Origin of the sequence: Nonomuraea sp. AD125B (assembly GCF_041402765.1) — a bacterium.
GTDB lineage: Bacteria > Actinomycetota > Actinomycetes > Streptosporangiales > Streptosporangiaceae > Nonomuraea > Nonomuraea bangladeshensis.
This window is the reverse complement of record NZ_JBGLOU010000005.1, coordinates 444337-467203: the sequence shown is the minus strand read 5'-3', so window position 1 is coordinate 467203 and position 22867 is coordinate 444337. Positions and strand designations below refer to the sequence as shown.

23 protein-coding genes are annotated in these 22867 nt (G+C 72.5%); 14 read left to right on the top strand and 9 right to left on the bottom strand.

Going from position 1 to position 22867, the window contains the following annotated elements; all coding sequences use genetic code 11:
* Positions 1 to 169: 169 nt before the first annotated feature.
* The 3 genes from ACBR40_RS16620 to ACBR40_RS16610 are packed head-to-tail and all read left to right on the top strand — an operon-like array spanning position 170 to position 3125.
* Complete coding sequence (locus tag ACBR40_RS16620) at positions 170 to 1324, top strand: sensor histidine kinase (RefSeq protein ID WP_371249294.1); 1155 nt, start codon at positions 170 to 172, stop codon at positions 1322 to 1324.
* Positions 1321 to 2454, top strand: coding sequence for a hypothetical protein (locus ACBR40_RS16615; RefSeq protein WP_371249293.1), 1134 nt, complete (start codon positions 1321 to 1323; stop codon positions 2452 to 2454). The genes ACBR40_RS16620 and ACBR40_RS16615 overlap by 4 nt, the downstream gene beginning before the upstream one ends.
* Complete coding sequence (locus tag ACBR40_RS16610) at positions 2409 to 3125, top strand: response regulator (RefSeq protein WP_371249292.1); 717 nt, start codon at positions 2409 to 2411, stop codon at positions 3123 to 3125. The genes ACBR40_RS16615 and ACBR40_RS16610 overlap by 46 nt, the downstream gene beginning before the upstream one ends.
* Before the next feature lie 55 nt (positions 3126 to 3180).
* Here ACBR40_RS16610 and ACBR40_RS16605 read toward each other — a convergent pair whose 3' ends face one another.
* A complete protein-coding gene (locus ACBR40_RS16605; RefSeq protein WP_371249334.1) occupies positions 3181 to 3450 on the bottom strand; it encodes a Uma2 family endonuclease in 270 nt (89 codons plus the stop codon).
* A gap of 250 nt (positions 3451 to 3700) precedes the next feature.
* On the opposite strand from ACBR40_RS16605, the gene ACBR40_RS16600 reads away from it, so the two are divergent.
* Entirely contained in the window at positions 3701 to 4366 is a 666-nt protein-coding gene (locus tag ACBR40_RS16600) for a lytic polysaccharide monooxygenase (protein WP_344204573.1), read from the top strand.
* Between the two features lie 65 nt (positions 4367 to 4431).
* On the opposite strand, the gene ACBR40_RS16595 is transcribed toward ACBR40_RS16600, so the two are convergent.
* Positions 4432 to 4599: a hypothetical protein gene (locus ACBR40_RS16595; RefSeq protein WP_371249291.1), complete on the bottom strand. Its 168-nt coding sequence runs from the start codon at positions 4597 to 4599 to the stop codon at positions 4432 to 4434.
* 375 nt (positions 4600 to 4974) lie between these two features.
* Complete coding sequence (locus ACBR40_RS16590) at positions 4975 to 5157, bottom strand: hypothetical protein (protein WP_371249290.1); 183 nt, start codon at positions 5155 to 5157, stop codon at positions 4975 to 4977.
* A gap of 256 nt (positions 5158 to 5413) precedes the next feature.
* Here ACBR40_RS16590 and ACBR40_RS16585 point away from each other — a divergent pair, with 256 nt between their 5' ends.
* The 5 genes from ACBR40_RS16585 (at position 5414) to ACBR40_RS16565 (ending at position 9852) form a co-directional block, all read left to right on the top strand.
* Positions 5414 to 6037, top strand: a complete 624-nt coding sequence (locus ACBR40_RS16585) for a hypothetical protein (protein ID WP_371249289.1) — start codon at positions 5414 to 5416, stop codon at positions 6035 to 6037.
* Between the two features lie 118 nt (positions 6038 to 6155).
* A complete protein-coding gene (locus ACBR40_RS16580; protein ID WP_371249288.1) occupies positions 6156 to 6617 on the top strand; it encodes a hypothetical protein in 462 nt (153 codons plus the stop codon).
* Positions 6618 to 6866: 249 nt separating this feature from the next.
* Positions 6867 to 7934 carry a C45 family autoproteolytic acyltransferase/hydolase gene (locus tag ACBR40_RS16575; protein ID WP_371249287.1) on the top strand — a complete coding sequence of 356 codons (1068 nt, stop codon included), beginning with the start codon at positions 6867 to 6869 and terminating at the stop codon, positions 7932 to 7934.
* Between the two features lie 52 nt (positions 7935 to 7986).
* A complete protein-coding gene (locus ACBR40_RS16570; protein WP_371249286.1) occupies positions 7987 to 9135 on the top strand; it encodes a CaiB/BaiF CoA transferase family protein in 1149 nt (382 codons plus the stop codon).
* A 78-nt stretch (positions 9136 to 9213) separates the two neighbouring features.
* A complete protein-coding gene (locus tag ACBR40_RS16565; protein WP_371249285.1) occupies positions 9214 to 9852 on the top strand; it encodes a hypothetical protein in 639 nt (212 codons plus the stop codon).
* Here ACBR40_RS16565 and ACBR40_RS16560 read toward each other — a convergent pair.
* Positions 9849 to 10253: a hypothetical protein gene (locus ACBR40_RS16560; protein ID WP_371249284.1), complete on the bottom strand. Its 405-nt coding sequence runs from the start codon at positions 10251 to 10253 to the stop codon at positions 9849 to 9851. The genes ACBR40_RS16565 and ACBR40_RS16560 overlap by 4 nt on opposite strands.
* A 321-nt stretch (positions 10254 to 10574) precedes the next feature.
* On the opposite strand from ACBR40_RS16560, the gene ACBR40_RS16555 reads away from it, so the two are divergent.
* A complete protein-coding gene (locus ACBR40_RS16555; RefSeq protein WP_371249283.1) occupies positions 10575 to 13994 on the top strand; it encodes a M28 family peptidase in 3420 nt (1139 codons plus the stop codon).
* Here the strand turns inward: ACBR40_RS16555 and ACBR40_RS16550 are convergent.
* The 4 genes from ACBR40_RS16550 to ACBR40_RS16535 form a co-directional block, all read right to left on the bottom strand.
* Entirely contained in the window at positions 13991 to 16894 is a 2904-nt protein-coding gene (locus tag ACBR40_RS16550) for an AAA family ATPase (RefSeq protein ID WP_371249282.1), read from the bottom strand. The two genes, ACBR40_RS16555 and ACBR40_RS16550, sit on opposite strands and share 4 nt — an antisense overlap.
* A gap of 61 nt (positions 16895 to 16955) precedes the next feature.
* A complete protein-coding gene (locus tag ACBR40_RS16545) occupies positions 16956 to 17096 on the bottom strand; it encodes a hypothetical protein (RefSeq protein ID WP_371249281.1) in 141 nt (46 codons plus the stop codon).
* A 189-nt stretch (positions 17097 to 17285) separates the two neighbouring features.
* Positions 17286 to 18497: an amidohydrolase family protein gene (locus ACBR40_RS16540; RefSeq protein ID WP_371249280.1), complete on the bottom strand. Its 1212-nt coding sequence runs from the start codon at positions 18495 to 18497 to the stop codon at positions 17286 to 17288.
* The gene (locus ACBR40_RS16535; protein WP_344204560.1) at positions 18494 to 18919 is read right to left on the bottom strand and encodes a GAF domain-containing protein; all 426 of its coding nucleotides are present in this window, start codon (positions 18917 to 18919) and stop codon (positions 18494 to 18496) included. Before ACBR40_RS16535 ends, ACBR40_RS16540 begins: the two co-directional genes overlap by 4 nt.
* Before the next feature lie 136 nt (positions 18920 to 19055).
* Here ACBR40_RS16535 and ACBR40_RS16530 point away from each other — a divergent pair, with 136 nt between their 5' ends.
* Positions 19056 to 20045, top strand: coding sequence for a MurR/RpiR family transcriptional regulator (locus ACBR40_RS16530; RefSeq protein WP_371249279.1), 990 nt, complete (start codon positions 19056 to 19058; stop codon positions 20043 to 20045).
* 26 nt (positions 20046 to 20071) lie between these two features.
* On the opposite strand, the gene ACBR40_RS16525 is transcribed toward ACBR40_RS16530, so the two are convergent.
* Entirely contained in the window at positions 20072 to 20605 is a 534-nt protein-coding gene (locus ACBR40_RS16525; protein ID WP_364451760.1) for a hypothetical protein, read from the bottom strand.
* Between the two features lie 164 nt (positions 20606 to 20769).
* Between ACBR40_RS16525 and ACBR40_RS16520 the strand changes: the two genes are divergently transcribed.
* The 3 genes from ACBR40_RS16520 (at position 20770) to ACBR40_RS16510 (ending at position 22745) form a co-directional block, all read left to right on the top strand.
* Positions 20770 to 21735 (top strand): ABC transporter substrate-binding protein, encoded by a 966-nt coding sequence (locus ACBR40_RS16520; protein ID WP_371249278.1) that lies wholly within the window; start codon positions 20770 to 20772, stop codon positions 21733 to 21735.
* Positions 21736 to 21809: 74 nt separating this feature from the next.
* Positions 21810 to 22460 carry a sigma-70 family RNA polymerase sigma factor gene (locus ACBR40_RS16515; RefSeq protein WP_344204554.1) on the top strand — a complete coding sequence of 217 codons (651 nt, stop codon included), beginning with the start codon at positions 21810 to 21812 and terminating at the stop codon, positions 22458 to 22460.
* A 12-nt stretch (positions 22461 to 22472) separates the two neighbouring features.
* The gene (locus tag ACBR40_RS16510) at positions 22473 to 22745 is read left to right on the top strand and encodes a zf-HC2 domain-containing protein (RefSeq protein ID WP_344204553.1); all 273 of its coding nucleotides are present in this window, start codon (positions 22473 to 22475) and stop codon (positions 22743 to 22745) included.
* The last annotated feature ends 122 nt before the right edge of the window (positions 22746 to 22867 follow it).

Below are 22867 nucleotides of genomic sequence, written 5' to 3'. Positions count from 1 at the left end.
GCGCCGGCCCGAGGACGAACAGTTATGCGACCCATGACCCCGAACACCGCGACGGCCGGGGATCTGCCTTACCGGTTCTCCGGAAGAACCCGTTACGTATCCTTTTTGCCCATCTTGAACTGCGTTATCGTGAGACCCGTCTTGTGCTCCCATCGTGTGCGGACGGCCCATGTCTCACCCCCGCTCCACGAGGTACGACTCCGCGACCCGGCAGTTGGAGAAGGCCACCGCCAGAACGGCCGCGGGCGCGCGCAGCGCGGTGGGCGCGGTGGCGGTGCTCGCGGCCTCCTTCGGCGCCGTCCCGCCGGTCTCACTCTCCTGGCTGGTGCCGCTGCTGGCGGTCCACCTCGCCCTGACGGCGGGCTTCACGCGGGTGTGGTGGCGTACGGAGCTGGTGCCACGCCGGCTGGTGGCCGCTGATGTGGCCGTCACGCTCGCGCTCTGCCTCGCCCAGCGTTTCGTGGTCGCCGAGGAGGCCCTGGACAGCGGGGCGAGCTGGGTGTCGGGGCTGGTCACGATGACGATCATCCTCGCCGCCGTCTCCTGGCGGCCCGCGCTCGCCGTGCCGGTCGGCCTCGCCGTCGCCGGGGCGTTCGCGGCCGGCGTGCGCCTCGCCTCCGCCACCCAGGACGTCGTCGCGCCCACCGGCGTCCACCTCGTGCAACTGCTCGCCATCGTGGTGCTGATGACGCTGCTGCGCCGCTCGTTCGCCGACATCGACGCCTTCCTGGAGCGCAGCGTACGCGCCGAGATCACGCTCATGGTCGAACGGCTGCGCCGCGAGGACCAGCTCAAGCAGGTCGGCAGCATCCACGAGACCGCGTTGCACACGCTGGGCATGGTCGGGCTCGGCACCTACGACCGGCCCACGCCCACGCTGGCCGCGCAGGTCCGTACCGACCTCGCGGCGCTGGAGAAGCTGCGCGACACCCCCGGCGGCGACTCCGCGCCGATCGCGCTCGACGCCCTCCTGGACGAGGTCGCCGGGCGCGTCGACGGCCTGGACGTACGCACCAGCCTCGTCGCCGAGACCGTGCCCGGCGACGTCGCCGAGCGCTTCGCCCGCGCCGTCACCGAGGCCCTGGCCAACGTCGCCCTGCACGCCGGCGTCCGCGAGGCCGAGGTCGTCTCCACCCGGCGCGGCGGCGAGATCGTCGTGGAGGTCGCCGACAGCGGGCGCGGCTTCGACCAGGACCGGCTGCCGCCCGACCGGTTCGGCGTGCGCGGCTCCATCCTCGGCATGATGCGCTCGCTGCCCAACGGCGGCGCCCGCATCTCCTCCAGCGCCCAGGGCACCCGCGTCAGCCTGTGGTGGCGGCCATGACCGAGGAGATCGAGCAGGTGGCCCAGCGCTACGCCCGCTACACCGCGCTCGGCGCGGCCGTCATCACGGCCGTCTGGCACCTCGGCTACAACCTGACCGTCACGCTCACCGGCTGGCAGTCCTTCCGCCTGCCCTGGCTGAACCTCGCCGCCTGGCTCGCCTACGCCGCCGTCTTCGCCGTCGCCCTGCGCTCGCTGGCCCGCGACTCGCACGGCCCGTCCAGGATCCGCGAGCTGGCCGTCGCCGCCCTCGCCCTGGACGTCGCGGTGATCGCCGCGCTGCCGCCCCACGAACTGCTCGGCATCAACGACTGGGCGTGGGGCTCGGTCGGCTGGATCGGCGTCATGCTGGTGTGGGGCCGGCCGGGCTGGCGCCGCGAGCTGATCGCCTTCCTCGCCGGCAACGCCGCCATCATGCTGGCCGCCATGGCCGTCACCGGCACCCTCGACCGCGTCGCCGTCTCCAAGTACCTCGTCGTCATCGTCGGCGGCATCACCATGCAGCTCGGCTACGCGTGGGGCTGCCACCTGCTGCGCGCCCGCGCCGAGGACGCGGTCGTGCTGGCCCGCCGGCTCGCCGCCGACGACGCCCTGCGCGAGTCGGCCCAGCGCATCCACACCGACCGGCTGCGCAGGTACGCCGCCATCCGCGACGTCGCCGAGGAGCTGCTGCAGCAGCTCGCCGACGGCGCCGACCCCGGCGACCCCCGGGTGCGCGACGACTGCACGGCCGGCGCGATGCGGCTGCGCCGGCTCATCACCGAGCGCGAGGACGTGCCGGACGAGCTGGTCTCGGCGCTGCGCGAGCGCATCGAGGCGGCCGAGCGGCGCAAGGTGATGGTGACGGTGCCGCCGTTCGGCGAATTCCTGCCCCTCCTGCCGGACGGCGTACGCGAGGACCTGCTGCGGGCCCCGGTCCGGGCGCTCGACGGCGCGCGGACGCGGGCCCGCGTAACGGTGTCGGCCATGTCCACGATGGTGAGCGTGGCGGTCGTGGCCGACAACGACGACCTGCCGATCAGCCACACCCCCGTGCGTGAGCCGAGCGGCGTGGTCGTCACCTATCAGCGGCAGGGAGGGGAGGTATGGGTCAACAGCATCTGGCAACGGAGCCCGGTGCCGAGCCGGTGACGGTGGCCCTGGTGGAGGACCACCAGGTGGTGGTGGACGGGGTGCGCTCCTGGTTCGGGCCGTCGCCCGGCCCGGTGGCGCTGGTCGCCCAGGGGCCCACCATCGAGGCCGTCGCGGGAGTGACGGCCGACGTGCTGCTGCTCGACCTCAACCTCAACGGCACGATGGTCATCGACCGGGTCTCCGAGCTGTGCCAGGGCGGGCAGCGGGTCATCGTCTTCTCCGAGCACGAGGAGCCCGAGACGGTGCGCGCCGTGCTCGACGCGGGGGCCTCGGCCTTCATCGGCAAGGGCCGCGCCACCCGCGAGTCGTGCCTGGAGACCATCATGAAGGTCGCCGCCGACCGGCCCACCGTCACGCCCCCGATGGCCCAGGCCATCGCCACCGACGAGCGCCCCCACCGGCCGCAGCTCTCCGACAAGGAGCGGGAGGCGCTGCTGTTCTGGTTCCAGTCGATGTCGAAGGCGTCGGTGGCGGCCCGGATGGGCATCAAGGAACGGACCGTGCGTCAGTACATCGACCGGGCCCGCGTGAAGTACGCCGCCGCCGGCCGGCCCGCCCCCACCAAGGAGAAGCTGCTCGTCTGCGCCATCCAGGACGGCCTCATCCAGCCCGACGAGGTGACCATCTACACGTCGCTGGCCGTCCGCACGTCTCCCGAACCCCACTGAAACGCCTGGCCTCGGTCCTTCCGGCAGGAGGGGGCCGGCAGGGCCGAGGTCCAGGTCACGCGGCGAACGCGGCGGGGTCGACAGCCAAGGGGAAGGGCCGGCTCAGCTCGGCGACGGACCCGGCTCTATACACGGCGGGCGGTCCGTAGGCGTCGCCGTCGAGCTCATATACGTAGAGCGCAGGCCCTTCGTCCGGCTCGACCCGCCAGTAGACCGGGATGCGGGCCTGCGCGTAGGCGAGGGCCTTCCCGTCGTCGGGAGAGGTGAGCAGATCCTGGACCGTGTAGGAGGAATCGCGGGGACAGTCGGGCTCGATCGGTTCCATCGTGGTCACGCGACGCAGTATCCGCGACCCTGTCCGCGCTCACATGCGTTTTCGCCGAGTTGATCACGCTGGGTGACCGGGCGGCGGTGAAAGTTTCACCTAGCCGGAAAGCCCTTTCCGCTGCTCATGCCCGGTCATCCCGCACCTGACAAGCGCGCTCACTTGGTTGCGGGTGGCGCGGTCAGATAACGTCCGGCCAGGAGCGCTCCTCGCCACCGGAACCCCCCGACCGGAAAACGGAGACCGCACTATGCCCCGAGTCGCACCGAACCGCTGGGCGCTGCGCGCCCTGGCCCTGCTGATGTCCCTGGCGATGATCGTCGTCGTCCCGATGGCCGAGACCGCCTCCGCGCACGGCTCGGTCGTGGACCCGGCCTCGCGCAACTACGGCTGCTGGCTGCGCTGGGGCAGCGACTTCCAGAACCCGGCCATGGCCCAGCTCGACCCGATGTGCTGGCAGGCGTGGCAGGACAACACCAACGCCATGTGGAACTGGAACGGCCTCTACCGCGACAACGTCGCAGGCAACCACCAGGCCGCCATCCCCAACGGGCAGCTCTGCAGCGCCGGCCGGACCCAGGACGGCCGCTACCGCTCCATGGACACCCCCGGCGCCTGGACGGCGGCGGCCATGAGCAGCACCTTCAACATCCGCCTCACCGACCAGGCCAGGCACGGCGCCGACTACATCCGAGTCTACATCACCCGCCAGGGCTACAACGCGCTGAACACGCCGCTCGGCTGGAACCACCTGGAGCTGATCAAGGAGACCGGCAAGTACGCCCCCAGCGACACGTACATGATCAACGGGATCAGCAAGGGCTCGCGCACCGGCCGCCACGTCGTCTACACGATCTGGAAGGCCTCACACATGGACCAGACGTACTACTTCTGCAGCGACGTCACGTTCAGCTGAGCCTCCCCGCCCCTCGGCACGACTGCCCGCCGGGCGCGCTCCGCCGCGCCCGGCGTCCGTGCTTCTCACTCTTGGACGCACCCGCACGGGGCCGTGACCAGCGTCCCGGCCTCCTCGTCCACGTGCGCCACCGTCCGCGCGCCCAGGCAGGCCCGGCAGCCCAGCGCAGCCGCGACGTACGGGTCCGTCCACACCTTGTGCTTCCAGGCCGGCGGCGGCGCCGGGGGCGGCATGGCGCCACGTTCGGCCGGCTCATTCGCTCCGCCCACCTGGCCGCGGCCACCGCAGAACCGGCACGCGAGGAAAAGCGGGCCGAGCAACTGGCCGCGTTGGCCGCCGCACTCGGGGCAGACGATGGGATCCGTCACCTACGGCCGGTCCCGCTGCACGTCGTGCACTGTACCCATCTGCGTTCCTGGTCCTTGTTGCCGTTGAGCTCCATCCACTCGCCGCCCGCGCCGAGGCAGGTGCGGCAGATCGGAGGTTCGTCATCCTCGCTCTTGCCCATACCCGGACGGTAGCCGAGCCAACGCGCCCCGTCTGTCACTCCAGTGGGAGGGAGCCTGTATCGAGCCGGGTTCGGCAACCCTGGCCCCGTCATTGACGGGTCACTGCCTGGTGAACGTCCACCGGCCGTCAGCGTGAACACCGACCAGGAACGTGCCATTCGGAAGCAGCACCTCGCCCCGGTAGGAGCCGATCTCGTTGACGAGCGTGTCCTGGTTCGTGCCGCCGTAAGCGTGCACGATGAAGTTGCTGCTCCCCGAGTGGTCAGCCTTCACCGTGGTCAAGCCCGCGCTTTTCGGCGACAGGAGCAGCACTTCGTCCCCACGGCCGCACACCCGACCACGCGTCGAAGGCCGGACAGCTCGGAGGCCGCTACTTGGGTCGCTCCAAAAGTAGCCCTGCTATCCGACCGGGGCAGGTGCGTCCTCTGACGCCTTGCAGCACACCTGACAGTCCCGTGACACTTCCCGACAGTCGTGCACCAGCCCTCCGTGTGGCGCGTCCTACCCCTCCCATGCCCCTACTCCCCAGGAGCCCCTCATGCGTCTTCGCTTACGCGCCCTGGCCGCTTTGACGGTTCTCTCCGCCGTGTTCTTGGCCACCCCGCCCGCCCAGGCCGCGTCCACCCTCACCGCGACGGCGGCCACCTACCGGGGCGAGGGTGACGACGTCGTCCGCATCCCGGCCACGTCGGTGCCCAGCATCGTGAAGGCCACCTACCAGGGCGAGTCCAACTTCATCGTGTGGGCGCTCGACAGCAGCGGCAAGCAGGCCGCTCTTGTCGCCAACGCCGTCGGAGACTACAAGGGCACCCGCGCCTTCAACACCATCGGCACGCGCAAGATCCGCTCGTTGGAAGTGACCGCCGACGGCGCGTGGACGCTGCAGGTCCTCCCGATCACCAAGGCCCGCTCCTGGTCGATCAATGTCAAGGGCACCGGGATGGACGTGCTGCGACTCGCCACGCCCACCAGGGCAGCCCGCCCGATCACCCTCCGGCACCAGGGCGAGTCCAACTTCATCGTGTGGTCGCTTGACGCGCGCGGCCGATCCACGAAGCTGCTCGCCAACAAGATCGGAAACTACCGGGGCCGCGTGATGCTCCCGGCAGGCACCCGCTACGCCACCATCGAAGCGGACGGCACCTGGTCGATCGCCCGCTGATCCAAGGTCGGAGAGAGGATTCGAGTCGCAGGCACGACGTCGTACGCCGTGCGTAGCGGCACGGCTACTTTCACCGATGCACTCAGTGGTCTCGAACCACAACTGACACGGAGAACCCATGCGCCTCCTGCGAACCGCCGTCGTCCTCTCGCTCGCCGCCCTCCTGGCAGCGTGCGCCAGCAGCACCACGGACAAGGACGCCGCCGCTGTCGTGACCGCTCTCGCCGAACAGGGACTTCCGGTCAAGCTGAGCGTCGCCTACGACGAGAGCACCGACCCCAACCACCTGCTCGGACGGCCGAACGGATACACCTCCAAGGCCGCCTTCACCGACTCCCGTATCGACGCCTCCCAAGTCGCCGGCGACAAGGGAGACGTCGGTCTGGGCGGCGGAGTCGAGGTGTTCGACGACGCGGCCACCGCCGAGAAGCGCGCTGAGTACATCAAGGCCGTCGCCACAGCGCCGATGCTCGCCGAATACACCTACATCGCCGGGAACGTCTTGGTGCGGGTGTCGAAGCACATCACGCCCACCGACGCGAAGGCGTACGAGGACGCGCTCGCCAAGATCGTGCAGTGAGGTAGCGGCCGCCGGCAGGAGCGGTCAGACGAGCGACCCGCGCCAGCGTCAGGTTCCATCGCTCGTTCATGACCACGAAGTGATCGAATGCGGCCTCGTCCTCGGATCAATGCACGGGCGCCGGCAGGCTTAAGCTGTGCCCGCTGGGGTCAGGGTGTCGCGAGAGGTTGCCGGGTCGCCGCGCGGGGTACTGGCATTGGCGTTCACTGCCGAACCGCCCCCCGGCTCGCCCGACCTGATGGACCGTTCATGACCTTTCCCACGTTCGTCTCCACCGAGCAAGACCCCCGCGCCCGAGGCAAGGAGCTCGGGGCGGCCCGGCGCGCGGCCGTGGCCGCCAACTTCGCCGGCTACGCCGAGTTGTTCGCCGCCGCCGGGGCGGGTGCGTCGCGGGTGCGGGCGTGGGGGGAGCGGGCGCTGGACAGCAGTGCGGCCTGGGCGCCGCGGCTGGCCGAGGAGATCGCCGGGATCGCGTCCGGCGCCGGGCTGGAGCCGTGGCAGGTGGCCGTGGTCAACGCGCGTACGGAGATCCTGGCGGCCGTGGACGCGGGCGGCGAGGGGGAGTGCTCGACGTCCGTCGTGCTGCCCGGTGACGGGAGCGCGCCGCGGACCGTCCAGACCTGGGACTGGCACGACCATCTGCGCGACGCGCCCATGCTGTGGGAGCTGGAGCCGTTCGCCGGGCACGTGGTGCGTACGTTCACCGAGGCCGGCGCGCTGGCCAAGATCGGGGTGAACACGGCCGGGCTCGGCATCCACTTCAACCTCCTGCGTCACCGCTCCGACCACGCCGGCATCGGCGTGCCGGTGCACCTGATCGCCCGCCGCATCCTGGACGAGGCCGCCACCGTCGAGGAGGCCGCGGCCCTCGCCCGTTCGGCCACGGTCTCGGCCTCGACCGTCATCACCGTTGTCACCGCGCGGGCCGCGGCCTCGATCGAGATGTCCCCGGCCGGGGTGGCCGTCGTGCCGAGCGGCCAGGACGGCGTCCTGCAGCACTGCAACCACTTCCTCGACGCGGCCCTCGCCGAGGAGGAGCGGCACTCCAGCGACCGGCCCACCACGTACGAGCGGCTGCGGCACCTCAGCGCGCACGTCGCGGGGCTGAGCGCGGCGGACCCGACCGCCCGCGCCCGCGCCATGCTCAGCCACGCCCCCGGCCACGCCCCCGTCTGCGCGCACCCCGACCTGACCCAGCCGATCCACCAGCGGTGGGAGACGCTCGCCACGATCGCGCTCGACCTGCCGGCCGCGCGGCTGCGGGTGCACCGGGGCGGGCCGTGCCGGGTGGCGGAGGAGACCTGGCAGGTCTTCTAGCGGGCGCCCCGGTACGAACCGGGCGGTGCGCTCCGGTTAGGGTGCGTTGACCATGGACGTTCCGGAGGGCGCCCTCGACGGGCTGCTGGTGGCCGACTTCAGCCGGGTGCTGGCCGGCCCGTACGCCACGATGCTGCTGGCCGACCTCGGGGCCGAGGTCGTCAAGGTGGAGCGGCCGGGCACCGGGGACGACACCCGCGAGTGGGGGCCGCCCTACGGGCCGGACGGCGAGGCCACGTACTTCCTGGGGGTCAACCGCAACAAGCGCTCCATCGCGCTCGACCTGCGGGCGGACGCCGAGGTGGCGCGGGCGCTCGCGGCCCGCGCGGACGTCCTGGTGGAGAACTTCCGCCCCGGCACGATGGACCGGCTCGGCCTCGGCTACGACGCGCTGCGCGCGCTCAATCCCGGGCTCGTCTACTGCTCCATCACCGGCTTCGGCTCCGGCGCCGGCGCCGGGCTGCCCGGGTACGACCTCATCGCGCAGGCCGTCGGCGGCCTGATGAGCGTCACCGGCGACCCGGACGGCCCCGGCACGAAGGCGGGCGTGGCGCTGGTGGACGTGATCACCGGCCTGCACGCGGCGCTCGGCGTCATGGCCGCCCTGCGCCACCGCGAGCGTACGGGGGAGGGGCAGCGCGTCGAGGTCTCGCTGCTGTCGTCGCTGCTGTCGGCGCTCACCAACCACGCCTCCGCGTACGCCGCCGCCAGCGTGGTGCCGCGCGCGATGGGCAACCGGCATCCGAGCATCGTTCCGTACGAGGTGTTCGAGACCGCCGACCGGCCGCTCGTGATCGCCGCGGGGAACGACCGCCAGTTCCAGGCGCTCTGCCGCGTGCTCGACCGCCCCGACCTGGCCGCCGACCCTCGCTACGCCGGCAACGCCGGCCGCGTCACCGCCCGCGCCGAGCTGGTGGACGAGCTCAACGCCGCGCTGCGCGGCCGTCCGGCGGACGCCTGGTTCGAGCTGCTCACGGCCGCCGGGGTGCCGTGCGGGCCGATCAACGACCTGTCGGCCGCGTTCGGGCTCGCCGCGGACCTCGGCCTGGAGCCCGCCGTGGACCTCGACGGCGTCGGCCAGGTCGCGAACCCCATCCGCCTCGCCGCGACCCCGCCGTCCTACCGCCGCCGACCGCCCGCCCTCGGCGCGGACGAGGCGTGGGTGCGCGCGCTCCTGGAGGGCGATCCGGGCCGGGAGTAACGCTGGGCGCGCGTCGGCGGATGTTCTCCATAATCGGCCCAGTGGTCGGCGCGGTCTCCGGGACGGACGGTGTGGAACGTGACAGTGCCCCCAGCGCCCTCGGCGCCCCCGCCGCCCAAGAAGGACCATCGCGTCCAGATCGTCGTCGCGATCATCGGCGCCTGCGCGGCGATCCTCGCGGCCCTCATCCCGGTGGCGATCAGCCGGTTCGACGACCCCGAGCCGACCCCGTCGCCCACCACGGCCACGCCGACCAGGGACGTCACGCCGATCGGGGACGTCACGCCGGCCGGGGACGAGACGCCGGCCGGGGACGAGACGCCGGAGACCACGCCGCCCGGTCCCGACCCCGCGCTCGCCGTGCCGGAGGACTACCGGGGCTCCTGGAGCGGTCAGGTGGACTGGCGTCCGCCACTCCAGGGCTCCTACAGCACGACCCTGACCATCTCCGCCGGCTCCCTGGGCGGGATGGTCGGCCAGTTCAGCGCCCAGGGCGACACGTGCCGTGGCGCGCTCTGGCTGGAGGCCGGCGGCGGGCCGATCGTGCTGCGACTGAAGACGACGTACGACGGGGGCGGCTGCTCCAGCCTCGCCGACGTGAAGCTGACCCTGGACGACGACGGCGACCTGCGCTACGAGCTGATCGCCGCCCAGTTCCCCCAGGGGTTCGTCAACCAGCCCGCGCCGCCCGCCACGGGCACCCTCACCCGCGACTAGCGGGCCAGGTCCAGCACCGCGCGCACGACCTCGTCACCGGCCAGTGAGCGAGGTGATCGAGTCGCCGAAGACGTACTCGCAGGAGGAGGCGGTGCGCTCGTACAGCAGGCGGGACAGGTCGCCGCGCCTGATCTCGATGTCGCGGCCGGTGAACTCGCCGGGGATGACGGCCAGGGTGCGGCCGCGCTCGCGTGCTGCCCGGCCACGAGCAGCCGCCGCCCGTCGCGGGCCGGCCGCTCGAACCGGTGGACGTCGACGTCCTCGGGGGAGACGGCGAGCCGGTAGCCGGCGCCGTGGAACTCGATCAGGTCGGCCGGCAGGTTGCGCCTGAGCCGGGAGATCTGGCCTGGACGGCGTTCGCCGCGCCCGCCGGGGGCCGGGTCGCCTCCGGCCGGACGCACCTCCAGCGGCCCCAGACTGCCGAACTGTATGACGCCGATTGTCCAGCATCGTACGCACTACCCGAGTACGGATGGGTGTGACCAGCGGTAACACAAATGTCGGTATGCCTACCGATGAACATACGTATTTTCCCGCGATGAACGAGCGCTTAGCGTCTGGCGACAACAAGGCGAAACGGTCCGCATGCTCATCCGTCTCCCTTTATCACCCCCCACTTTCCCTCATGTCCCGCGACCCAGGAGACCCCTGACCGCGGTGGCCCGCGTGCGCCCACAAGGCGGCAACGGCCGGAGGGAGAACGCCGAAAGGAGCACCACAGCGTGAAACGCCAAGCCTTACTCGCGGCGGTCGCCGGCTTAGCCACGGCCGCGACCCTGACGCTGCAAGCGTCACCCGCGAGCGCCGCGCCTCCCGGGGCCACCCGGGGCCAGGACAGCGGCGCGTCCGCGCGTGCGGCGGCAGACCCCGCGTCGCTCGCGGCAGCAGTCGCAGACAAGGCGGTGTCGAGCGGGCTCGACGAGCTGCGCAGAGGGCCCGACGAGGCCTACAGCCGCGTCGCCGTCACCCCCGGTTCGAACGAGATGTTCTACGTCGCCTATGAGCGCACCTACAAGGGGCTGCCCATGGTCGGCGGCGACGCCGTCGTCGTCACCGACGCGGCGGGCCACGTCAGGGACACCGTAGCCGCCACCGGCCCGATCTCCCGCGACGTGGCGACCAAGGCCACGATCAGCGCGGCCAAGGCCACGGCCGTGGCCAAGTCCAGGCTCTCGCGCGTGGACGACAGCGCGGCCCCGCGCCTGGTCGTGCTCGCCCGGGGCGAGCAGCCCGCGCTCGCGTGGGAGGCCAAGGTCAGCGGCCTCGCGAACGGCAAGCCGAGCATCCAGAACGTGTACGTCGACGCCCGCACCGGCAAGGTCGCCGACGCGGTCGAGCTCGTACGCGAGGGCAGCGGCAACGGCTTCTACAACGGACAGGTCACGATCAACACGAGCGGCTCGGGCAGCTCGTACTCGATGACCGACACCACCAGGCCGGGTATCCAGTGCGGCGGACAGGGCGGCACCGCGTACACCGGTACCGATGACGCGTGGGGCAACGGCCAGGGCACCAACCTGGAGACCGCCTGCGTGGACGCGCTCTACAGCGTCCAGCGCGAGTGGGACATGCTCAGGGACTGGCTCGGCCGCAACGGCATCAACGGCAGCGGCAGGGGCTTCCCCGCCCGCGTCGGCCTGAGCGACGTCAACGCGTACTGGAACGGCAGCTACACGAACTTCGGCCACAACCAGGCCAACACCCAGCAGGCCACCCCGATCGACGTCGTGGCCCACGAGTTCGGCCACGCGATCTTCCAGACCACCCCTGGCGGGGCCGGGTCGGGCAACGAGAACGGCGGCATCAACGAGGGCACCGGCGACATCTTCGGCGCGCTCACCGAGGCCTACGCCAACAACCCGAACGACCCGCCGGACTACCTGGTGGGCGAGGAGGTCAACCTCGTCGGGCAGGGCCCGATCCGCAACATGTACAACCCGGGCGCGCTCGGTGACCCGAACTGCTACTCCTCCTCCATCCCCAACACCGAGGTGCACTCGGCGGCCGGCCCGCTGAACCACTGGTTCTACCTGCTGGCCGAGGGCAACAACCCCGGCGGCGGCAAGCCGTCCAGCCCGATCTGCTCCGGCGGCCCGTCGTCGGTGACCGGCATCAGCATCCAGAAGGCCGGCAAGATCTACATGGGCGCTCTCAACCGGAAGACGTCGTCCTGGCGTTACACCAACATCAGGGCGGCCTCCGTGGCCGCGGCCATCGAGCTGTACGGCGCCAACAGCGCCGAGTGCAACAGCACCAAGGCGGCCTGGAGCGCGGTCAGCGTGGCGGCGGCCTCCGGCGAGCCCGCCTGCGGCACCGCCCAGTCCGACTTCTCGCTGTCGCTCAACCCGACCTCGGGCAACGCGCGGCCCGGCGGCACCGCGACGGTCACGGTCGGCACCCAGACCACCTCGGGCAGCGCCCAGACGGTCAACCTGACCGCCTCCGGGCTGCCGAGCGGGACCACCGCGAGCTTCAACCCCTCGTCGGTGACTTCCGGCAACTCCTCGACGCTGACGCTGAACGTCGGCTCCTCGACGGCGCAGGGCACGTACCAGATCACGGTCACGGGCACCGGCTCGACCACGCACAGCGCGACCTACTCGCTGACGGTCGGCACCGGCGGCCCCACCGACCAGGTTCCTGACGTCAGCGTCACCAACGTCAAGGCGCACCTGTCGCAGCTCCAGAGCATCGCCACCAGCAACGGCGGCACCCGCAGGTCCACGGGCCAGGGCTACCTCCAGTCGGTCTCGTACATCGAGCAGAAGCTGCAGGCGGCCGGGTACACCGTGGTCAGGCAGAGCTGCAGCGTCTCCTACTGCACCAGCGGCGCGGGCCCGAACCTGATCGCCGACTGGCCGGGCGGCGACGCCGACCAGGTCATCATGTCCGGCGCCCACCTGGACAGCGTGTCCGCGGGACCCGGCATCAACGACAACGGCTCCGGCTCGGCCAACCTGCTGGAGGTCGCGCTGACGCTGGCCCAGAAGAACCCCACGCTCACCAAGCACGTGAGGTTCGGCTGGTGGACCGACGAGGAGCAGGGGCTCAACGGCTCCGAGGCGTACGTCGCCTCGCTCAGCTCCACCGAGCGGTCGAAGATCAAGGTCTACTACAACTACGACATGACCGGCTCGCCCAATGGCGGTTACTTCATCAACAACATCACCACCACGGGCGCGGCCTACCTGAAGGAGTTCTACGACAAGCTGAACCTGCAGCCCGAGGAGAACACCGAGGGCGCCAACCGCTCCGACGACGCCTCCTTCCGCAACGCCGGCATCCCGAGCTCGGGTGTCGCGGCGGGCGCGAGCGCGACCAAGACGTCGGCGCAGGCGTCCAAGTGGGGCGGCACGGCCAACCGGGCCTACGACTCCTGCTACCACTCCTCGTGCGACACCACGTCCAACATCAACGACACGATCCTCGACCGGGCGGCCGACGCGGCCATCTACGCGATCTGGAAGCAGGCGGTCGGCGGCACCACGCAGCCGCGTGACTTCTCGCTCTCGGCGAACCCCGGCTCGGGCACCGTGCAGGCCGGCGCCACGGCCACGACGACGATCGGCTCGACCACCACGAACGGGATCGCCCAGACGGTGAACCTGTCCGCGAGCGGCCTGCCGACCGGCGCCACGGCCGGCTTCGACCCGGCCGGCATCACGTCGGGCGGCTCGTCCACGCTGACGATCGCGACCTCGCCCACCACCCCCGCGGGCGCCTACGCGATCACCGTGACCGGCACGGGCGAGACGACGTCGCACACCACGACGTACAACCTGACCGTCCAGGGCACCTCGGCCGGCCGGACGTTCACCAACGACACCGACTACCGCATCAACGACTACGCCAACACCCAGAGCTCGATCACGTCCACCGCGACGGGCGCGGCGACCTCACCGGTCCAGGTGTCCATCACGATCAACCACACCTGCGCCGAGGACCTGGACATCTGGCTCCGCGGCCCGAACGGCACGTGGTACGTGGTCGACGCCTACGGCGGCACCACCTGCACCGAGTACGGCACCAGGACCTTCTCGGTCCCGGTGAGCCAGCAGGCGGCCGGCACCTGGGTGCTCGACATCGAGGATGTCTACGCCGGTGACACCGGCTACCTGGACTCCTGGAGCATCACCGTCTAACCGCCGGACTCGGGGGACGTGGGCCCCGGCCGGTCGTCCGGCCGGGGCTCCTTCACGTCGTTGCGGGTGCGCACGCCGAGCTTCTGCAGCACCCGCGCGACATGCGTGTCCACCGTCCGCCGCGACAGGAACAGCACCTCGGCGATCTCCCTGTTGGTCCGGCCGAGCGCGACGAGCCTGGCCACTTCGGCCTCCCTCGGCGACAGCACGCCGCTCCTGCCCTTCCTGCCCCGGCGCGGCGCGCTGCCCGGCCCGATCTCGCGCAGCAGGTGGCGGCAGCGGGCGGCGTCGTGGGTCGCGCCGAGTCCCGCGTACCGCTCGCAGGCGTCGGAGATCAGGTCCGCCGCCCGTGCCCGGTCGCCCATGGCCAGCCGCGCGCCCGCCTCCGCCTCGGACGCCCGTGCCATGCTGTACGGCCGCGGCATCGCCTCGTAGGCCGCCCGCGCCTCGGCGTGACACCGGGCCGCCTCCTCGTGCCCGCCCCCGGCCCGGGCGAGGGCGCCCCGCGCGGTGGCGAGGCCGGCGTGCGCAGACGGCGCGTCCCTGCCCTCGATGCCCGCCCCGAACTCGGCCACCAGGTCGGCCGCCTCGCCCGTCCGCCCGGCCTTGAGCAGCGCCTCGACGGCGGGCGGGACGAGCTGGTCGCCCCACACCCACATGCCCTTGCGCCGCAGCCTGGCCACCGCGCGGTCGGCCTCGGCGAGGGCCTCGTCCAGGCAGTCGCGGGTCAGGTGCAGCTCGATCAGGCCGCCGGAGGCGAAGGCCGCGACCGGCAGGAACCCGGACTCGACGTCGTTCACCCCGGCCGAGACCAGGTGCTCGATGGCCTCCTCCCACTCGCCCCGCGCGAGGGCCAGCATGCCGAGCGCGAGCCGGGCGTCGGAGGCGAGCAGCGGCGCATCCGGCGTCATCTCGACCGCCGTGACGGCCCGTTCCCGCAGCCCCTCCCAGTGCCCGGTCAGCAGGTCGAGCCTGATCGACGACAGCTCCACCAGGAACTCCGGGTACAGCGCGCCCGTCTCCTCGGCGATCCGCCTGCTCTGGTCGGCGAAGCGCTCGGCCGCCGCGTAGTGGCCGAGCCCGATGGCCGCGTCGAACAGGTTGGAGTAGCCGCGCGCCACCTGCCTGCGCACGGCCGCCGACGGGTCGTTGGCGGGCAGGGCCGCGGCCAGCTCGAGCGCGTCCGGCGAGCCGAGCATCATGGCGAGGCTCACCTTGTTGGCGTGCACGGCGGCGGTCAGCTCGGGGTCCTGGTCCTCGACCGTGGCGAGCAGCTTCTCGGCCTGGTTCATCCACTCCTCGTGCGTGGCGAGCGGTTCGTCGCCCCAGGGCGGCATCGCCAGCAGGGCGAGGCCGCGGGCGGCGAGGCTCGGCCGGTCGTGCAGGTCGGGGAGCGCGAGCAGGATCTCCTGGCGTCCCGCGGCGACCGCGCCGGCCTGGTTGGACAGCAGCACGCCCAGGTTGAGCCGGGCCTCGCCGCGTACGTGCCGGGACAGGAAGTCCTCGGCCAGCAGGTGGCGCAGGGAGCGCACCACGCGCCGGTAGGACAGCCCGATCGCGGCGACGCGGCTGAGCCGCAGCGCGAGCGGGCCGCGCGCGTCGTGCGGCAACTTGGGGTCGGCGAGCATCGCGGCCAGCACCTCGACCGCGAGGGGGATGTCGCCGATCGCGGCGGCGCGGTCGGCGGCGGCCGGGCCGTGCCGCTGCCAGGCGGCGAAGTCGCCCGCCCGCCTGGCGTGGTAGGCGAGCTGGACGAGCGGCGGCGGGTCGAGCGCCGACAGCGCGGTCACGGCCCGCTGGTGCGTGAGCCGCCGGTCGGGGCCGGGGATCGCCTCGTAGACGGCCTGCTGGGCGAGGGAGTGGCGGAAGCCGTACTGGCCGTCCTCGTGTTCGAGCAGGACGCCCGCCTTGAGCGCCTGGCTCAGCCCGTCACCGGCCGGGTGGCCCGAGACGGCGGCGATGAGCTGCTCGTCGGCGGCGAGGCCCAGCACCGCGGCGGCGTGCACCGCGTGCAGTGCGGCGGGCGAGAGCCCGGTGAGCTGCTCGGCCATCGCCTCGCGCAGCAGCGGCGGCACCGCCATGCGCTCCAGGACCTCGGGCTCCTCCTCGCCGCCGACCAGCTGGCCCTCGTCGTCGAGCAATGAGCGCACCACCTCCTCGATCACGAACGGCACCCCCGCCGTGCGGTCGCGCAGCTTCGTGACGAAGTCGGACGTCAGCGTCGACCGGCCGAGCAGCGCGCGGGTCAGGTTGCGCACCCCTTCGACGTCGAGCGGCGTGAGCGTGATCACCTCGCTGCGCACCCCCGCCGGCCGCCGGTAGGCGTGCCCGAACGGCAGCCCCGGCACCGGCAGCCCCTCCCTGCGGAACGTCACCACGAGCGCCAGCCCTGGGGGCGGCTGGTCGGTGAGGAAGCGCAGCAGGTCGCGGGTGCCGTCGTCGGCCCAGTGGAGGTCCTCGACCACGAGCACCACGGGCCCGGCCGCGGCCAGCAGCGCGTGTACGGCGCGGAACAGGCGGTGCCGCTCGGCGCGCGGGTCGTCGAGCGGCGGCGGCGAGGGCGCGGGCGGCAGGTGGCCGGCGAGCTCGGGCAGGTAGCCGCGGAGCGCGCCGGTGACCGGGTTGAGCGTGGCCGTCTCCGGCAGCGCCCCCGCGACGTGACGCAGGGCGTCGAACACCGGCCCGTACGGGAACGGCTCGCGGATCTGGTGACAGTGGCCGGTCAGGACCGTGTGCTCTCCTTCAGGCAGGAGGTCGAGCGCGACCCTGACCAGCCGGGTCTTCCCGATTCCCGCCTCGCCCTGCACGAGGATGACGGCCGGCGGACCGCTGATGGCGTCGAGGAGCACGTGTAACTGGGCGTCACGTCCGATCAGGCCAGGAGAAGCGAGGCGTGTCATCGGGGTCTCCGTAAGAGCGCAGGTTGACTCCCCCTGTCGGAATACTGTTATCCACCACGGGTCAGGGGTGGTCAACCCCCGCCGGAGGCCGCCCCGTCGGTCCGGGGGCGACGGGCGCCTTGTCGCCGGTCGGCTCCGGCGTCTCGGCCAGGTCCACGCTGTCGCGGAGCTTGGCCGGCTTGAGGAACAGGATGGCGATCACGCCGACCACGGCGATGCCCGCCGAGATCAGGAAGATGTGGCCCCGCCGGCGGCACCGGCCCGGGGTCGGGCAGGTAGATCAGCCGCCGCTGGGCCGGCCACAGCAGGCCCAGCAGCTGGAGCACGACCGCGAGGACGACGAGCGCGGCGCGCGTCAGCGACGTCATCCTCACACCGTACGCGCCGCCGATCAGGCCACCACGTCGCCCGCCTGCACCACGTGGCGCAGGTGGCGGCCGGGCTCGGCCAGCACGCCGACGTCCTCCAGCGGGTCGGCGTCGAGCACCAGCAGGTCGGCGTGCGCGCCCACGGCCAGGGTGCCGATCTCGCCCGCCATCCCCACCAGCTCGGCCGCGCCCGTGGTGGCCGCCCGCAGCACGTCGAGCGGGCTCTGCACCTCCCGGCGCAGCCGGAACTCGTGGTTCTGGTGCCGCTGCATGCCGCCGAGCAGGTCCGTGCCGTAGGCCAGCTTGACGCCGCCGCGCGCGGCCCGCTCCAGCGCGGTCAGCCCGGCCTCCAGCACCGCGTCCACCTTGTGCCAGCTCGCCGCCGACAGCCCGAACGCGCGGCCCTCCTCCTTCAGCGCCCAGTACGTCACCAGCGTCGGCACCAGGAACGCCTCGCGCTCCAGGAACAGCTCCACGCTGCGGTCGTCGATGAGGTTGCCGTGCTCGATCGAGCGCACCCCCGCCTCCAGCGCCCGGTTCACGGCGCGGGCGGTGTAGGCGTGGGCGGCCACGTACCGGTTGGCGGCCTCGGCCTCCTCGACGATCGCGCGCAGCTCCTCCGTCGAGTACTGCGTCGAGTCGATGCGGTCGGTCGGCGAGGCCACGCCGCCGGAGGCCATGACCTTGACGTGGCTCGCGCCCTTGCGCAGCTCGTCGCGGGCGGCCGCGCGGACCGCGGCCACGCCGTCGGCGATCCGGCCGACGCCCGCGCAGCACGGGTGGTCGTCCGTCAGGCGCTCGCCCCGGCCGCGGAAGTCGGCGTGGCCGCCGGTCTGGCTCAGCGCCTTGCCGCAGAACAGCAGCCGCGGGCCCCGGATCAGCCCCTCCGCCTGCGCGTCGGCCAGCCCGAAGTCGGCGCCGGAGTTGTCGCGTACGGTGGTGAAGCCCCGGGCCAGCGTCTCGCCCATGATGCGGGCGGCGTGCGCGGTCACGTACGACGGCGACATCGCGGGCAGCGCGCCGAGGTCCGCGGTCAACGCCGTGACGTGCACGTGGGCGTCGATGAGGCCCGGCACCACGTACGCGCCCGCGCCGTCGATCACCCGCGTCCCGTCGGGGGCGCGCAGGCCGGTGCCCGTCTCGGCGACGCGGCCGTCGGCGCAGCGCAGGTCGCCCTCGGCGTACTCGCCGGTCTCGACGTCGAGGACGCGTACGTTCCTCAGCAGCAGGCTCAACGGACGGCGTCCCGGAGGGCGGGGACGGCCAGCGGGGCCAGCTTCTCGGCCGCGGCGACGGAGGCGTCGTCGTAGGCGCCCTCGGCGTCGAGCAGGTTGAGCACGCCGACGACCTCGCCGTCCTCGACCACCGGCACGTTGATGACCGCGCCGCAGCCCAGGCTCTCGATGAGCGCGTGGTCGGCGAAGATCCCGCGCACCGCGGCCCGGTCCGGCCCGAGGTACGGCCTGCGCCCCTCGATGCACGTGGCCAGCCAGCCCTGCGCGATCTCCACGCTCTTCTCCCCGCCCACCGGGTACTGCTCGGGGTGGCTGGTGTGCACCCGGCGCAGCGCCCGCCGCTCCGGTATCCAGGCCAGCACCGTGAACAGCCGCACGCCGACCTCGTCGCGCACGCGCTCCTGCAGCTCCTCGAACGTCATCTCGTCGTCCCCTCCTTGTCGATCGCGCAGCAATTTATAGTGCAGAACAATGCAATTGCAATGGTCTTTGCAGATTGCTCGCGTGCGGAGGGCGTAGCATGATCGGCGGATCTGGAGGCCGGGGAAGAGGGAACTCGTGAGCGAGCGCGCCACCGACGATCTCGAAGGCTGGCTGCGGAGCCGCACCCCCGAGCGCGGGCTGCGCGGCAAGTCGGCCGCGGTGCTGGAGCTGCTGCTGTCGCAGCCGCGGCGGGCCTCGTACGGGTCGGCGGGGGAGCTCGCCCAGCTCGCCGGCGTCAACGTCGCCACCGTCACCCGCACCGCGCAGGCGCTCGGCTTCGCCGGCTGGCCCGCCCTGCAGCAGGAGCTGCGCGCCCGCTACCTGTCCTCGCTCAGCGCCGGCCAGGTCGCCGCCGAGCACCGCGCCGAGCACCGCGCCGAGAGCCGGGTCGAGGACCGGGTCGAGGGCCGGGTCGAGGGCCGGGTCGAGGGCCGGGTCGAGGGCCGGGCCGGTCGGGTCGCCGCCGACCGCCGCGGCACCGGCTCACCGGGCGCGCGCTCGCTCCGCCGCGACCTCGACGGCCTCGCCGTGCTCAACCGGCGGCTCGACGAGCGCGTGCTGGCCACGATCGCCGAGGCCGTCGCCGCCGCCCGCCGCACCACGATCGTCGCCGACGGCAGCTACGCCGCCGTCGGCCTGGCCCTCGCGCACAACGCCCGGCTCGCCGGCTACCCCGTGCGGGCCGTCACCGCCGGCTCCGAGCTGGCCAACGCCATGGCCGACGTCGGCGAGGGCGACGTGCTCATCGCCGTCAGCTTCTGGCGCCTGTACGAGAACACGGTCCTCGCCGCCAACGAGGCGCGGGGGCGCGGGGCGCGCGTCTTCGCCGTGACGGACGCGGCCAGCCCCGCACTGGCGGCCGCGGCCGAGGAGGTGGTGCTGGTGCCGGCCGAGGGGGAGGCGTTCTTCCCGTCGCTGACCGCCGGCATCGCCGTGGCGCAGGCGCTGGTCACCCAGCTAGCGGCGGTGGACCCGGCACGTACGGGCGCGGCGATCGAGGCCGCCGAGTCCATGTGGACCCGCTTCGGCCTCCTCCACCGCCACCCGTCCCCGCCTGCCCACTGACGCGACGGCTCGACGCGACGGCGGGGTCAGAGCCAGCTGGCGCGGAGGCTGGTGGCGGTGGTGGCCTCGTCGGGGGTGGCGGTGGCGCGGACGCGGTCCAGGAGGCGGCCGACGACCTCGACGATCTCCGGGGCGCGTTCGCGCAGGCCGGTCACGTCGGCCGGGGTCGCCTCGCCCGGGTCGGCGCCGACCTCCTTCAGCACGCCCTCCAGGTCGGACAGCCGCTCGGCGAGCCACTGCAGCGGCTCGCCCGACAGCGCGTGGTCGAAGACGCGCCGGCCCGGCTCCCAGCCGTTCATGCCCGGGTGGTGGTGGGTGCGGTCGAAGCTGCCCGGCGTGCCGGACACCGACTCCAGCAGGTCCACGCGCCACAGCGGGCGCTCGACGGTGATCGGCCGGGCCGAGTAGATGGAGCCCTTGAGTTCGCTCTGTTCGAGCCGGCGCAGCTCCAGGCGTACGCCGCGCTCGGCGCCCTCCTGGCCCCGCTCCGGGTTGGGATCGACGAAGTAGATGTCACTCACGGCCACGCCGATCTGCTCGAAGCCGAACAGGTAGAGCATGGGGAACCACTTCCTTCGCAGATGACAGCCAGGACGCCTCCCGCCCAACGTAACCCGGCGCGCAGGGCCCGGCCAGCCCGGCCCGGCGCCGCTCGCCGACAGGTCGTACATGATCATTTTCCGATACGCTCTCCTGTCCGTCGCCGCACAGTGAGGAGAGGCACATGCCGAAGCGGTTCGCTCGCGTCCTGGCCGTCCTGATGTTGTCCGGCCTTTCGGCCGTCGCCTGCGGGGGCGCCGACGCCCCGCCGCCGTCCCCCGAGCCGAGGCCGGCGCCGGAGAAGGCGGAGATCCGGGTGGGCTTCGTGCCGCTGGCCGACTCCGCGCCGTTCTTCATCGCCCTGCGCAAGGGCTATTTCGCGGAGGAGGGGCTGACCGTACGCGCCGTGGGGGCCACCGGCAGCGGCATGGCGGTGCCGACGCTGGAGACGGGCGGCCTCGACGTCGCGCAGACCGACTACGTCACCACGTTCATGGCCGACGCCGCGGGCAAGTCGCTCCAGCTCGCCGGGGTCATGGCGGAGGCGGCCGAGGACAGCTACGGGCTCGTGGTCCCCTCGGACTCCCCGATCACGTCCGTACGGAAGCTCAAGGGCAGGACCGTCGCGGTCAACAACCTCAACGGGCTCGCCACGCTGACCGTCCAGCGCATGCTGAAGGACGCGGGGCTGGACGCGCATGACGTCCGGTTCGCCGAGGTGCCCTTCCCCGAGATGAGCGGGCGGCTGAAGTCCGGGGACGTGGACGCGGCCTGGGCGGGGGAGCCGTTCCTCAGCGGCCCGGAGGGCCTGCGCCGGCTGACCGACCCCGTGCCCGGCCGCCTCCGGGGCTGGCCGACCAGCGGGTGGATGGTCACAGAGAAGTGGCGGACGGAGAACCCGCGCACCCTCGCCGCCTTCCAGCGGGCGCTGGCCAGGGCGCAGCGGGTGGCCGCCGACCGCAAGGAGGTCGAGGCGGTGCTGCCGACGTACACCAAGCTCTCGCCGCAGGCCGTCGCGCGGGTGTCGGTCGGGACCTTCCCCACGGCCGCCGACCCCGGCCGGCTGCAGCAGGTGGCCGACGTCCTGGAGAAGCACGGCTACCTCAAGAGCCCTCTCGACGTCACGTCCCTGCTGGCCACCACCGGCTGAGCGACCCCTCGGTGCGATCTTCGGCCGCCGGATGTGATGATGACGAAGAGCGTCGGAGCGGGGAGGAAACGATCGTGGCGTCTTTCGCGGGCGGCGCGCTGCCCCCGGACCACGTCATCGTCACGGCCCTGCGGGCGGGCGACGAGGCGATGTTCGCCGCGTTGCTCGACACCTGGTCGCGGGGCATGCTACGGGTCGCCAGATCCTACGTCTCGACCGACGACTCGGCCGAGGAGGTCGTGCAGGACACCTGGCTGGCGGTGATCGGCGCGATCGACGACTTCGAGGGCCGCTCGTCGGTGCGTACGTGGGTCTACCGGATCCTGGTCAACGCCGCGAAGAAGCGCGGCCTGCGGGAGAGCCGTACGCTGCCGTGGAGCGCGCTCGAATCCGACGGCGGGCCGGGCGTGGACCCGTCGCGCTTCCATGCCTTGGACACCGGCCTGCCGGGGAGCTGGAAAGTGCCTCCGGCGGCCTGGCCGACGCCGGAGAACCAGGCGCTCGCCGCCGAGGTACGCGGCCTCATCGCCGAGGCGCTGGCCGAACTGCCGCCCCGGCAGCGCATCGTGATCACTCTGCGCGACGTGGAGGGGTGCACGTCCGAGGAGGTTTGCGACATCCTGGACATCTCACCGGCCAACCAGCGGGTGCTGCTGCACCGTGCCCGGTCAGTGGTCCGGGACCGGCTGGAGGGCTACTTCCGGTCGGTGATGGCGGCAGAATAGGTGAAACGGTTCATGGGCACAGAGGGTAAGGCGGGCAGCGTCGTGAAGCGGTTCACGTGCGGCGAACTGGTGGAAGTCGTCACCGCCTACCTCGACGACGCGCTCGACGAGCAGGACCGCGCCGCCGTAGAGGGCCATCTCGCCTGCTGCGCCGACTGTGGCCGCTACCTCGACCAGCACCGCGCCACCGTGCGCGCCGTCGCCGACCAGCCGCGGGAGCAGCTCTCGCGGCCCGTCCGCGACCGGTTAATGGCGGCCTTCAAGGCCCGGCGCCCGTCGTCCTGAGACTCCCGGAACCGTTCGTCCTGAGATTTCCGGAAGGTCGTCTGTAACGTTCGCGCGGCTCGCGGATCTGTAGCTCCATGCGCCATGCGAGGGGAGCCCGATGACCGCCAGGCCCGCCGCAC